The 12,810-nt window shown below is 71.2% G+C and carries 6 protein-coding genes; all 6 read left to right on the plus strand.

The features are described 5' to 3' along the window. The first annotated feature begins 115 nt into the window (after positions 1 to 115). The 6 genes from H074_RS12410 to H074_RS12435 all read left to right on the plus strand — a co-directional run bounded on the left by H074_RS12410 (position 116) and on the right by H074_RS12435 (position 12,475). Positions 116 to 3,151, plus strand: a complete 3,036-nt coding sequence (locus tag H074_RS12410; protein WP_007030385.1) for a non-ribosomal peptide synthetase — start codon at positions 116 to 118, stop codon at positions 3,149 to 3,151. Continuing rightward, positions 3,148 to 8,595: a non-ribosomal peptide synthetase/MFS transporter gene (locus H074_RS12415; protein WP_007030386.1), complete on the plus strand. Its 5,448-nt coding sequence runs from the start codon at positions 3,148 to 3,150 to the stop codon at positions 8,593 to 8,595. Before H074_RS12410 ends, H074_RS12415 begins: the two co-directional genes overlap by 4 nt. Continuing rightward, positions 8,592 to 9,863 carry an ATP-grasp domain-containing protein gene (locus H074_RS12420; RefSeq protein ID WP_039922257.1) on the plus strand — a complete coding sequence of 424 codons (1,272 nt, stop codon included), beginning with the start codon at positions 8,592 to 8,594 and terminating at the stop codon, positions 9,861 to 9,863. The genes H074_RS12415 and H074_RS12420 overlap by 4 nt, the downstream gene beginning before the upstream one ends. Continuing rightward, positions 9,860 to 11,137 (plus strand): ATP-grasp domain-containing protein, encoded by a 1,278-nt coding sequence (locus H074_RS12425; protein WP_007030388.1) that lies wholly within the window; start codon positions 9,860 to 9,862, stop codon positions 11,135 to 11,137. Before H074_RS12420 ends, H074_RS12425 begins: the two co-directional genes overlap by 4 nt. After that, the gene (locus H074_RS12430; protein ID WP_007030389.1) at positions 11,134 to 12,069 is read left to right on the plus strand and encodes a TauD/TfdA family dioxygenase; all 936 of its coding nucleotides are present in this window, start codon (positions 11,134 to 11,136) and stop codon (positions 12,067 to 12,069) included. The genes H074_RS12425 and H074_RS12430 overlap by 4 nt, the downstream gene beginning before the upstream one ends. A gap of 193 nt (positions 12,070 to 12,262) precedes the next feature. Next, positions 12,263 to 12,475: a hypothetical protein gene (locus H074_RS12435; RefSeq protein WP_007030390.1), complete on the plus strand. Its 213-nt coding sequence runs from the start codon at positions 12,263 to 12,265 to the stop codon at positions 12,473 to 12,475. Positions 12,476 to 12,810: the final 335 nt, after the last annotated feature.

A 12,810-nucleotide genomic window follows, 5' to 3' on the forward strand; every position in this document is an offset into this window, starting at 1 on the left:
AGGCCGGATTCCGCACCGTGTTCCGGCTCGGCGCACGCGTGATCCGGCTGGACGCACGCGTGATCCGGCTGGGCGCTCACCTGGATAGACCAACAGACACTGAGAACAGGAAATCATGAGCGACACGAAGGAATGGACGTTCCCAGCCTCGTTCGGGCAGGAGCGGATCTGGCTGTCCGGCCAGCTCGACCCGGCGTCCCCGGTGTACAACCTGCACTGCCAGGCCCGGCTGGACCGCCCGCTGACCGCGGCGCAATGGCGCACCGCGCTCGGCGTCATCGTCGGGCGGCACGAGGCGCTGCGCACGTCGTTCCGCATGGACGGCGGCGCGCTCGTGCAAGTGGTGCACGCCGAGGTGCCGATCGAGCCCGAGGTGCACGACCTGCGGGACCTGCCCGCCGACGCCCGTGGTGACCGGCTCGCCGAACTCGTCGGCGCCGTCTCACGCGGGGCCATCCCGCTCGACTCGCCGCCGCCGTGGCGGGCCCAGGTGTGCCGCATGGCCGACGACGAGTGGGTGCTCACGTTCGTCGTGCACCACACCGTGTTCGACGCCGGCTCGGTGCTGGTGCTGGGGACCGAGCTGGGCGAGGCGTGCGACGCCGTGTTCGAGGGCCGCGAGCCGAAGCTGCCCGAGCTGGCCATCCAGTACCCGGACTACTCGGCCTGGCAGCGCGGGCAGCTCGAAACGTCCCGTGAGCAACTGGACTACTGGCGGACGCAGCTCGCCGGGCTGCCGCCGGTGCACGGCCTGCCCACCGACCGGCCGCGGCCGGCGGAGCTGACGTTCGCCGGTGACCAGGTGGACTTCGCCCTCCCGGACGGACTGATCGACCGGGTCGGCGAGCTGGGCCGGGAACTCTCGGCGTCGCCGTTCATGGTGCTGCTGGCCGGCTATGCGGCACTCCTGTCGCGACTGTCCCGAGTGGACGACATCGTCGTCGGCGTCCCGGTCGCCGGCCGCGATCTGCCCGAGCTGGCCGACCTGATCGGCATGTTCGTCAACCAGATGGCCGTGCGTGTCGACTGCTCGGGCACACCCGCGTTCACCGAGCTGGTCGGCCGGGTCCGGACCACGCTGCTGGAGGCGATCGACCACAGTCAGGTGCCGTTCCAGGCGGTCGCCGAGGCGGTCGGGGCCGAGCGCGACCCCGGCGTGCAGGCGCTGTATCAGCTCGGGTTCAACTTCCTGCCCGACTCGGGACTGGAGCCGATCCGCTCGGCCACCGCGAAGGACGACATCGCGATCGACCTGACCGCCGTGGACGGCAGGCTCGTCTACCGCACCGACCTGTTCGACCGCGAGACCGCCGAAGCCGTGGCCGAGCGGTACCTGCGGCTGCTGACCGCGGCGCTGGCCGATCCGGATCGGTCGGTCGCGGACCTGCCACTGCTGTCGGACGCCGAGCGTGAGCTGGTCCTGACCGGCTGGAACTCGGCGCCCGCAGTGTCCACTTCGGGCACCGTGCCCGCCCGGTTCGAGGCCCAGGTGCGGCGGACCCCGGACGCGCCCGCCGTCGACTTCGGCGAGGTTCGCCTGACGTATGCCGAGCTGAACGCGCGAGCCAACCGCGTCGCACACCGGCTGCGCGAGCTGGGCGCCGGTCCCGGCACCGTCGTCGGCGTGTGTGTGCCGAACTCGGCGGACCTGCTGACCGGCGTGCTCGGGGTGCTGAAGAGCGGCGCGGCCTACGTCCCGCTCGACCCGGCCAACCCGGCCCCCCGGCAGGCGCTGATCCTCGCCGACGCGGGTGTCCCGTTCGTGCTGGTCACCGGAAAGTCCACACTGGACACCAAGACGCTGGCCCTTGACGACCCGGCCGAGTGGTCCGCCGCGGCCACCGAGGACCCGGAACCGGCGGCCGGGCCGGGCGACGTCGCCTATGTGATCTACACGTCGGGCTCGACCGGGCGGCCCAAGGGCGTCGAGGTCGAGCACCGGGCCGTCGACACGTACCTGGCGTGGGCGCGTGAGGCGTACCCCGGTCTGGCCGGACGGGCGTTGCTGCACACGTCGCCGTCGTTCGACCTCACCGTGACGACGCTGCTCGGCACCCTCATCGCCGGGGGCGTGGTGGCCGACGGCGGCCGTCCGACATTCGTCAAGGCGACCCCGACGCACCTCGCCATCCTCGCCGAGGAGCTGTTCCCGACGGGTGAGCTGGTGCTCGGTGGCGAAGCGCTGACCGCCGAGGCCGTCCAGCCGTGGCGGGAGCGGCACCCCGGCACGCTCGTCGTCAACGAGTACGGCCCGACCGAGGCCACGGTCGGCTGCGTCGTGCACCGGATCGAACCCGGGGACGAGCTGCCGTCCGGACCCGTCCCGATCGGCCGCCCGGTGCCCGGCACCCGCGTGTACGTCCTCGACGAGCGGCGGCAGCCGGTGCCGCCGGGTGTCCCGGGCGAGCTGTACATCGCAGGGTCGCAGCTCGCCCGCGGCTACCTCGGGCTGCCGGAGCTGACCGCAGGGAAGTTCGTAGAGGGCCCGTCCGGCCGGATGTACGCGACCGGCGATCTCGCCCGCTGGCGCCGCGACGGCACGCTCGAGTACCTCGGCCGCATCGACGAGCAGGTGAAGCTGCGCGGTTACCGCATCGAGCCCGGAGAGGTCGAAGCGGCGCTGCGTGAGCTGCCGGAGGTACGGGACGCGGCCGTGTCGGTACGCGGCGACACGCTCGTCGGCTACGTCGTCGGCAGCACCGAGGGGGTGGCCGAGGCCCTGCGGAAGACGTTGCCGGAATACCTGGTGCCGACCCGGTTCGTGACGCTCGGCGTGCTGCCGATGGCGGCCAGCGGCAAACTCGACCGGGCCGCGCTGCCGGATCCCGAACCCGGCGAGGCGCCGGCGTACGTCGCACCCCGGACCGCGGCCGAAGAACTCGTCGCCGAGGTGCTCGGCGACCTGCTCGGCATCGACGACCTCGGCGCGCACGACGACTTCTTCGCCCGTGGCGGCAACTCGCTGCTGGCGATCCGCGCGATGGCCCGGCTCCGCAAACAGATCGAAGTCGACATCCCGGTGCGAGGGCTGTTCACCCTCACCACCGTCGCCGGGCTCGCCGCCGAGATCGAGCGGCGGCTCGCCGAGGACCTCGACCAGCTCAGCGACGAAGAGGTCCAGCGCCAGCTGGCCGAAGGCGAGCACTCATGACCACGATCGACGAAACCAGCGCGGCCGCGCGCCGCGCCCTGCTCGAACGACGGCTGCGACGGCGCACGGAGCCCGCCGCGACCATCACGCCGCGCCCCGGCGACGCCGTCGTCCCGCTGTCGTATCAGCAGGAACGCGTCTGGTTCATGGAGCAGTTCGCGCCGGGCACCGGGTCCTACCACATCCCGGTGCCGATCCGGCTGACCGGCAGACTCGACGTCGCCGCGCTCCAGTCCGCTTTGGACACCCTGCCTGTCCGGCACGAGGCGCTGAGGATGCGGTTCCCGGCCGGGGACGACGGACAGCCGACCGTCCACATCGAACCGTCGGTCACGGTTAATTTGTCCATTGTGGATGCCGGAAGCGCGGAAGCGGCCCGCGCCGCCGTCGACGCCGCCGCGGCCGAGACGTTCGACCTGGCCACGGGCCCGCTGCTGCGGGCGACCCTGGCCCGGGTGTCCGACGAGGAGCACCTGCTGGTCTTGTGCACGCACCACATCGTGGGCGATGGCTGGTCGGTCGACCTGCTGCTGCGTGACCTCGCCGCGCAGTACCACGCCCTGAGCACCGGCGGCACGGCCGAGCTGCCCGCGCTGAGCATCGGGTACGGCGACTTCGCGCACTGGCAGCGCCGCACGCTCACCGGTGGCGAACTCGACCGGCAGCTGGAGCACTGGCGGGCGCAGCTCACCGGGGTCGAGCCCCTGGAGCTGCCCACCGACCGGCCCCGGCCGGCCAAGCAGAGCTTCGACGGCGCGATCCACGAGTTCTTCGTCGAGCGCGACCTCGCCCGTGCCCTCGGCGAGCTGAGCCGCGGGCACGGGGTCACGCTCTTCATGACCCTGCTGGCCGCTTACCAGGTGCTGCTGTCGCGGTACTCGGGCCAGGAGGACTTCGCGATCGGCTCGTCGTCGGCCGGGCGCGGCCTGCCCGAGCTGGAGGGCGTGGCAGGCATGTTCATCAACATGCTTCCCCTGCGTGCCCAGCTGGCGGGTGACCCGTCGTTCGCCGAGCTGCTCGAACGCACCCGGCGGCACGTGCTGGACGCGTTCGACCACGCCGACGTCCCGTTCGAGCGGCTGGTGAGCGCGCTCGGCGTGCCGCGCGACGTCAGCCGCTCGCCGGTGTTCCAGGCGATGTTCGTGCTGCAGAACTACGAGATGGGCCGGATGGGCGCGGCCGGAGAGTCCGATGTGGACTTCCGCTGGCTGCCGATGGATCTGCCCGCGACCCGGTTCGACTTCGAGTTCCACGCGATCGAGGTCGAACGCGGGCTGATCGGCAAGTTCGTCTACAACACCGCGCTGTTCACCGCGGACACGGTCGCCGGGATGGCCGGGCGGCTGGTCACGCTGCTGCGCTCGATCGTCGCCGACCCGGACCGTCGGCTGTCCGAAGTGGACATTCTCGACGCCGGACAGCGCGAACTCGTCCTGGAGCGCTGGAACGCCACGACGGCCGAGTTCCCGCAGACCACGCTGCACGCGCTCGTGGAGGAGCAGGCCGCCCGGACGCCGGACGCGCCCGCGGTGACCTTCCGCGGCGAGTCGCTGACCTACCGCGAGCTGGATGAGCGGGCCAACCGGCTCGCGCACCGGCTGCGTGGCCTCGGCGTCGGACCGGGCGTGCTCACCGGGGTGTTCGCGGAGCGGTCGTTCGAGCTGGTCGTCGCGCTCCTCGGCGTGCTGAAGGCCGGTGGCGCGTACGTCCCGCTCGACCCGGAGTACCCGGCTGACCGGCTGGCGTTCATGCTGCGGGACGCGGCCGCGCCCGTCGTGCTGACGCAGGCTGCGTTGCGTGAAACGCTGCCGCCGGGGGAAGCGACCGTCGTTGTCGTAGACGACCCTGCCGACCCTGCCGACCCTGCCGAGACGGCCGGGCAACCGGGCACCCCGCCCGAAGCTCTCGCCGGACCGGAAGACCCGGCGTACGTCATCTACACCTCGGGCTCGACCGGCCTGCCGAAAGGCGTGCCCAACGGTCACCGCGGCATCGTCAACCGGCTCGACTGGATGCAGCGCGCGTACCGCCTCGACGGCACCGATTCGGTGCTGCAGAAGACCCCGGCCGGTTTCGACGTGTCGGTTTGGGAGTTCTTCTGGCCGCTGATCACCGGTGCGCGGCTCGTGCTCGCCGAACCCGGCGGCCACAAGGACGCCGCGTACCTGCGTGAGCTGCTCGCGTCCGAAGGCATCACCACCGCGCACTTCGTGCCGTCGATGCTCACGCTTTTCTTGGCCGAAGGAGGCGTCGAGACCTGTACGGCGCTGCGGCGGGTCGTGTGCAGCGGTGAGGAGCTGCCGCTCGACGCCGCCCGCGAGTTCACCCGGCGGTTGCCGGACTGCGAGCTGCACAACCTCTACGGCCCGACCGAGGCCGCCATCGACGTCACCGCCTGGCACTGCACGCCCGCCGCGCTCGCCGAGGTCGCGTCGGTGCCGATCGGAGCGCCGATCCAGAACATCCGGATCTACGTTCTCGACGGTGCCGGGCGACCATGCCCGGTCGGTGTGCCCGGCGAACTGCACATCGCCGGCGTCGGTCTCGCCCTGGGGTACCACAATCGCCCGGAGCTGACGGCCGAGCGGTTCGTGCCCGACCCGTTCCACAGTGGACGGATGTACCGCACCGGCGACCTCGCGCACTGGCGCCCGGACGGGACGATCGCGTTCCTCGGCCGGATCGACCACCAGGTCAAGTTGCGAGGCCTCCGCATCGAGCTGGGGGAGATCGAGACGACCTTGCGCGCCCAGCCGGGTGTGCGCGATGCCGCCGTGATCGTCCGCGAGGACACACCGGGGGACAAGCGGCTGGTCGGGTACGTCGTCGGCGACGCCGAGCCCGGCGCGCTGCGGACGGCGCTCAAGCAGAGCCTCCCGGACTACATGGTCCCACCGTCGTTCGTCCCGCTCGTCGAGCTCCCGCTCACCCCGAACGGCAAGCTCGATCGCAAGGCGCTTCCCGCTCCGGTCGCGTCCCGGGACGCGACCAAGGAGCTGGTCGCGCCGTCGACTCCGGCCGAGATCCTGCTGGCCGGGATCTGGCGGGACGTGCTCAAAGTGGACGAACTGGGCGTCGACGACGACTTCTTCGACCTCGGCGGCCACTCGATGCTGGCCACCCAGGTGGTGGCGCGGATCGGCAAGGAGGGCGCCGGCCAGGTCGGTGTCATGGACCTGTTCCAGCACCGCACGATCCGCGAGCTGGCGTCCTTCATGGACGGTGACACCACCGACCGGCCGCGGCACCTGCTGTACGAGCTGACCAAGCCGACGGCGCAGCGGACGCTGACCTACGTCTGCTTCCCCTACGGCGGCGGCAGCGCGATCGTCTACCAGCCACTGGCCGACGCGCTCCCGGAGGGCTACTCGCTCTACTCGGTCGCCATCCCCGGCCACGACGTCGGACTGTCCGAAGAAGCCCTGCCCTTCGACGACCTGGTCGAGCGGCTGGCCGACGAGATCCTCGACCGCGTCGACGGCCCGCTGGCCATCTACGGTCACTGCGGTGTCGGCAACGCGCTCGCCGTCGCCGTCGCCCGGCTGCTCGAAGAGCGCGGCCGCGAGCTGGAGGTCGTCTACATCGGCGCGATCTTCCCATTCGCGCGCATGAAGGGCGCGGTGGGGACGCTGCGCACCCGGCTGGAGAAGCTGCGCAGCAACCGGTACTACTCGAACTGGCTCAAGGGCATGGGCGTCGACACCGACGACCTCGACCCGGCGCAGGCAGACCGGATCATCACGAACATGCGCGCCGACAGCCGCGCCGCCGAGGAGTACTTCAGCGGCCTGCTCGACGCCCGCGTGGCCAAGCTGCGCGCGCCGATCGTGTCGGTGGTCGGCTCCGAGGACCCGGTCACCGACTACTACGCCGAGCGGTACCGGGAATGGGAGTTCCTCACCGACACCACCGCGCTCGTGGTGCTCGACCGGGCCGGGCACTTCTTCCTGCGCTACCGGGCCGACGAACTCGCGGAGATCGTCACGCGCGTGCACCCGGCGCTGGACGATCCCGGCGAGCTCGACGTCCGGGCCCGCGGCGAAGACGCGGCCTGGGCGGTGCACGAGACCCATCGGGCCACTGTGGACGAAAAGCCCGCGGTGCGGCCGAGCATGGGCCGGTTCGTCACGATCACGATCGGGCAGCTGGTGTCCTCGACCGGCTCGGCGCTGACGTCGTTCGCGGTGCCGATCTGGCTCTACACCCGCACGGGCTCGGTCGCCGACCTCGGCCTGCTGTGGGCGCTCGCGCTGTTGTTCGGCGTGCTCGTCCTGCCGGTGGCGGGTGCCCTGGTCGACCGCGGCGACCGGCGGCGGATCATGATCGCGGCCAGCAGCATCGCCGGCGGGATCCAGCTGGTCCTGGCGTTGCTGCTGATCACCGGGCACGTCCAGCTGTGGCTGTTCTACGTGCTGATCCCGCTCGGGTCGGTGGCTTCGTCGTTCCAGCGCATCGCCTATCAATCGTCGGTGGCGCAGCTGGTGCCCAAGCAGTACCTCGGTCACGCGATGGGCCTCGCGCAGCTGTCCACCGGTTTCGCCCAGCTGCTGATGCCGGTGCTCGCGGCCGGGCTGCTGGCGGCGATCGAGCTGTCCGGCATCCTGATCCTGGACATGGCGAGTTACGTGTTCGCGATCGTGGGCCTGCTGTTGGTGCGGTTCCCGGATCTGATGGGCTGGCGCCCGCGTGAACCGCTGCTGACGGCGATCGCGGGCGGGCTGCGGTACTCGTGGAACCACCGCGGCTTCCGCACGATGCTGCTGTACTTCGCGCTGGCGAACGTCTTCCTCGCACCCGCGCTGGTACTGGTCTCGCCGCTCGTGCTGTCGTTCGGCTCGGTCACCGACGTCGCGCAGGTGGCGCTGGCCGAGGCCCTCGGCGCGGTGGCGGGCGGGATCGGGATGGCGCTGTGGGGCGGCCCGCGGCATCGGCGGATGGTCGGCGTGCTCGCCGGCAACGTCGGGATCGCGCTCGGCAGCCTGGTGATGGGCCTGCGGCCGTCGCTGATCGTCGTCGCGGCCGGGGTGTTCCTCCTGGCCGCCGCGATGTCCGTGTCGCAGGGCATCTACGCGACGCTGGTGCAGGTCAAGGTGCCGCAGCGGTTCCACGGCCGGGTGTTCGCGATCAACCAGACGATCACGTGGTCGACGCTGCCGATCGGGTTCGCCGTGCTGGCGCCGCTGGCCGTCGGGTGGTTCTCGCCACTGCTGGCGCCGGGCGGCGCGCTGACCGGGTCGGTCGGCGCCGTGCTCGGCACCGGCGAGACCCGGGGGATCGGGCTCGCCTACGTCGTCTTCGCGCTGATCCTGCTTCTGATCAACGTGGGCGGGTTCTCGATGCGGCGGCTGCGCCGGTTCGACACCGAGGTGCCCGATTCGCTGCCCGACGATCTCGTAGGGGCGCAGGAACGTGAGCGCAAGCTCGCGGGGAAGAAGGCCGCATGAGTACGGCAGTGCTGGTCAGGGAGGCCCGCGGGCACTGGGTCGGCGAGGTCGCGCCGGTGATGCGGGCGGCCGGGCACCGCGTGGTGCTGCTCGCCCCGCCGATGGACGCGGCCGAGCGGGCCGCGCTGGACGGCGTGGTGGACGACGTCGTCGCGCTCGACGACGTCCACGACCCGGAAGCCGTTGCGGCGAAGGTCCGCGAGATCGCCGGCGGTGCGCTGGCCGGCATCTTCACCGGCTCGGACGGCGCCATCGCGAGCACCGCCCGCGCCGCGGAGCTGCTCGGGGTGGCGCGCTGCCCGGCGTCGGTGTTCGCCCTGTGCGCGAACAAGTTCGCTGTCCGGGAGGCCCTCGCCGCGGCCGGGCTGCCCGGGCCCGCGCACGCCCTGATCTCGTCGGCCGCCGAGGCGGCATCGGTCGCTTCGGCGGTCGGGCTCCCGGCGATCGTCAAACCGGTCAACGGGGCCGGCAGCAACCTCGTCCGTACCGTGTCCACTGTGGACGAACTGGCGGCCGCGTACGAGCTGCTGGCCGCGCGGCTGCCCAAGTCCGCTGATCCGCGCTACCACCGTCCACTGGGGACAGTTGATCCTTCGAAGACGTTTCTGGTCGAAGGGTTTCTGCGGGGCCCGGAGTACGCGGTGGACGTGCTGGTCCGCGATCGCGTGGCCGAGCCGGTCGAGATCCTCGACAAACCGCTGATCGACGAGCGGAAGTTCGAGCTGGCGCTGTCGTGCCCGCCCGCCGGGCTCACCGCCGACCGGGCCGAACTGGTCACCGCCGCGGCGGTCGCCGCCGTCCGCGCGCTGGGTCTCGACAACACCTGCGCCCACGTCGAGCTGATCGACGACGTCGACCGCGGCCCGACGATCGTCGAGGTCAACGCGGGCAGGCCGGCCGGGTCGATCATGCCGCTGCTGGCGAAGCTGCGCACCGGCATCGACGTGTTCGCCGAGCTGGCGGCGCTCGCGGTGGGCGCTCCGCCGCCGGTGCGGGAACCCGCGAAACTGCCGATCCCGCTCGGCATGCTGATCCTCTACGCGGCCGGTTCGGGCAGGTTGACGAGGATCGGCGGGCTCGACGAGATCGCCGAGCTGCCCGAGGTGATCGACGTCGTCACCACCGTCTCGCCGGGGCAGGTGCTCACCGACGAACAGGAGACCTACGCGGTCAACCTCGTCGTGGCCGGGTTCGCCGATCACGACGATCTCGCCGCCCTGCACGCGGAGGCGAGCAAGCTCATCCGGCTGGATCTGGAGGATGTGTGAACACCGCGTTCGTGGTCCGGGAGACCGCCGGGCAGTGGATCGCCGACGTCGTGGCCGCTGTGCACGCGACCGGCCTGCGGGCCGAGCTGGTCACCCAGCCCCTGGAACCGGCGGAGCAGGCACAGCTGACGGAACTGGTGGACGGCTTCGTCGTCGTCGACGACGTCCGTGACGCCGAAGCCGTCGCCGAGGCGATCCGAGCGCGGACCGCGCGTCCGGCCGGGGTCGTGACCGCCGCCGAGGGAATCATCGCGAGCGTCGCCCGTGCGGCCGAGCTGCTCGGCGTCGCGCGCTGCCCGGCGTCGGTGTTCACCGTCACGCACAACAAGTTCGCGGTCCGGCAGGTGCTGGCCGCGGCCGGGTTGCCGGGGCCGCGCTGCGCGCTGATCTCCGCCGAGTCCGAGGCGGCGTCGGTGGCTTCGGCGGTCGGGCTCCCGGCGATCGTCAAGCCGGTGAACGGCGCGGCCAGCAATCTCGTACGTACGGTGTCCACTGTGGACGAACTGGCGGCGGCGTACCGGCTGCTGGCCGAGCGGTTGCCGCTGTCGGAGGACGCCCGGTACCACCGGCTCATCGGTGGCGGACCGTCGCCGATCGACCCGGTGAAGGTGTTTCTCGTGGAAGGCCTGCTACGTGGGCCGGAGTACGCGGTCGACGTCCTGGTGCGCGACGGCGTCGCGGAGCCGGTGGCCGTGGTGGAGAAGCCGCTGATCGACGAGCGCAAGTTCGAGCTGGGCATGGTCTGCCCGCCGCTCGAACTGTCCGAAGAGGACACCGAAAGGCTGTTCGCGGCGGCGACGGCCGCCGCGCTCGCGCTGGGTCTGGACAACACCTGCGCGCACGTGGAGCTGATCGACGACGCCGAGCTGGGCCCGGCGGTCGTCGAGGTGAACGCGGGCCGTCCGGCCGGCGGCGCCCAGCCGGTGCTGCTGAAGCTCGCGACCGGCATCGACGTCGTCGCCGAGGCCGTGTCGCTGGCACTGGGCACGCCACCGCCCGCGCGAGGTGCGGGCCTGCCGGTGCCAGTGGGCTATCTGATCTTCTACGCCGAGGGCGCCGGGCGGCTGGTTCGCGTCGACGGCACCGACGAGGTCGCAGACCTGCCCGAGGTTCTGGAGGTCGTCACGATCGTGCGCCCCGGCCAACTGCTCACCGACGACCAGGAGATCTACGCGGTGAACGTGCTCGCCGCGGGGTTCGCCGACACCGAAGACCTCGCCGCGCTGCACGCCGAGGCCGCCAAGCTGATCCGATTCGAACTGGAGGAGTCATGACCGCCGAACTCGCGGCGAACCTCGGTCACGTCGAGGGCAACGAACACACGAAGCTCACCGTGTACGCGGCCACGGGCCTGGACTGGGTGCGCGCGCACCGCGAAGTGCTGCAGGACCGGCTGCGCGAGCACGGCGCGATCCTGCTGCGCGGGATGCCGGCCGACCTGGCGGTGTTCAACCAGGTCACCGAGGAGATCGGCGGCTCGCTGCTGACGTACACGGAACGGTCGACCCCGCGGTCGGCGGTCTCGGGCAACATCTACACCTCGACGGAGTACCCGCCGGCCGAGTCGATCCCGATGCACAACGAGAGCTCCTACTCGGCGCACTGGCCGGCCCGCCTGTTCTTCCTGTGCGACACCGCGGCCGAAACCGGCGGCGCGACGCCGATCGCCGACAGTCGCGCGATGTACCGCCTGCTGCCGGCGGGCCTGCGTGAGCGGTTCTCGGGCGGCATCACCTACACACGGGCGTTCCGTGAGGGTCTCGGGCTGACCTGGCAGGAGGCGTTCCAGACCGACGACCGCCAGGTGGTGGCGGACTACTGCGCCGGCAACGGGCAGACGTACGAGTGGACCGACGAGGGCCTGCGCACGCGGCACGTGCGTCCGTCCTTTGTCGCGGAACCGCACACCGGCGCGATGGTGTGGTTCAACCAGGCCAACCTGTTCCACGTCTCGAGCCTGGAGGAGGAGGTCAGCGAGGCGCTGCTGGAGCTGTACCCCGAGGAGGACCTGCCCCGCAACGCGTTCTTCGCCGACGGCTCGCCGATCCCGCAGGCGGACCTGATCACGATCAAGGCGACGTACGACGCGGTCAGCTACTCGTTCCCGTGGCAGCCGGGTGACATCATGGTGATCAACAACATGCTGATGGCCCACGGACGCGAGCCGTTCACGGGCAAGCGGCGGACCCTGGTCGCGATGACGTGACCCGGCGCAGCCTTCGAGGGCGACGGCCAAGCGCCAGTCGTCTTCGGGGCTGAGGTACTCGACCCGCCGCACCTCCGTGCCCACATCCTGTCGGCGGCAGGATCGGGAACGTCGCGTTGGTCCGGGCACCACCGGAGGAGGCGGTCGACACCCAGCACGACAGCGTCACGGTCAAGCTGATGCTGCTGGCGGTGTGGTCGCGAGCTACGTCTACGCGGGCAAGAACTGGCCGATTCTGTTCAACAGGCGCACCGGCGACAAGGTGAACCCGGTCACGGACGCCGACCACGAGGGTGTCCTGGCCATCGACGCCGAGGTCGGGGAAATGCTGCGGAAGAAGAGCCGGATCGACGACTTTTCGAAGTCCGAAGGCGTCGACAGCGCACTGCGGCAGTACGCCACCTAACATCGACCGCTTCGACAACGTCTCGGTCGATCTGCCCGAGTTCGACGGCCCGACTCTGCTGCTGAACGGGGAGAACGACCTCGACACCCCGGCCCGTGTCGCCCAGACCGCGAGTGCGGCGATCAAGGCGGCCGGCTGTACCGATCACAAGCCCGTCACCTACTCCGGTGTCGGCCACGCGATGAACGGGACGCGGCTGAGCCGGCTTGCCGGTGCCACTCCCCGCGGCGACGCGAATGCCGGCGGTTCTTCGGGCCGTCGGCATTCGTCGTTCCAGGCGACGGGGGAGTAGTAACCTTCACAATTTCTGGAAATGATTATCGTTCTCTGTTAGA

This window comes from Amycolatopsis decaplanina DSM 44594, assembly GCF_000342005.1.
Taxonomy (GTDB): Bacteria; Actinomycetota; Actinomycetes; order Mycobacteriales; family Pseudonocardiaceae; genus Amycolatopsis; species Amycolatopsis decaplanina.

Bases quoted from the DNA above. Each gene is read 5' to 3' on its own strand.
- H074_RS12420 (WP_039922257.1), top strand. From the start codon at position 8,592: ATGAGTACGGCAGTGCTGGTCAGGGAGGCCCGCGGGCACTGGGTCGGC.
- H074_RS12430 (WP_007030389.1), top strand. From the start codon at position 11,134: ATGACCGCCGAACTCGCGGCGAACCTCGGTCACGTCGAGGGCAACGAA.
- H074_RS12410 (WP_007030385.1), top strand. From the start codon at position 116: ATGAGCGACACGAAGGAATGGACGTTCCCAGCCTCGTTCGGGCAGGAG.
- H074_RS12415 (WP_007030386.1), top strand. From the start codon at position 3,148: ATGACCACGATCGACGAAACCAGCGCGGCCGCGCGCCGCGCCCTGCTC.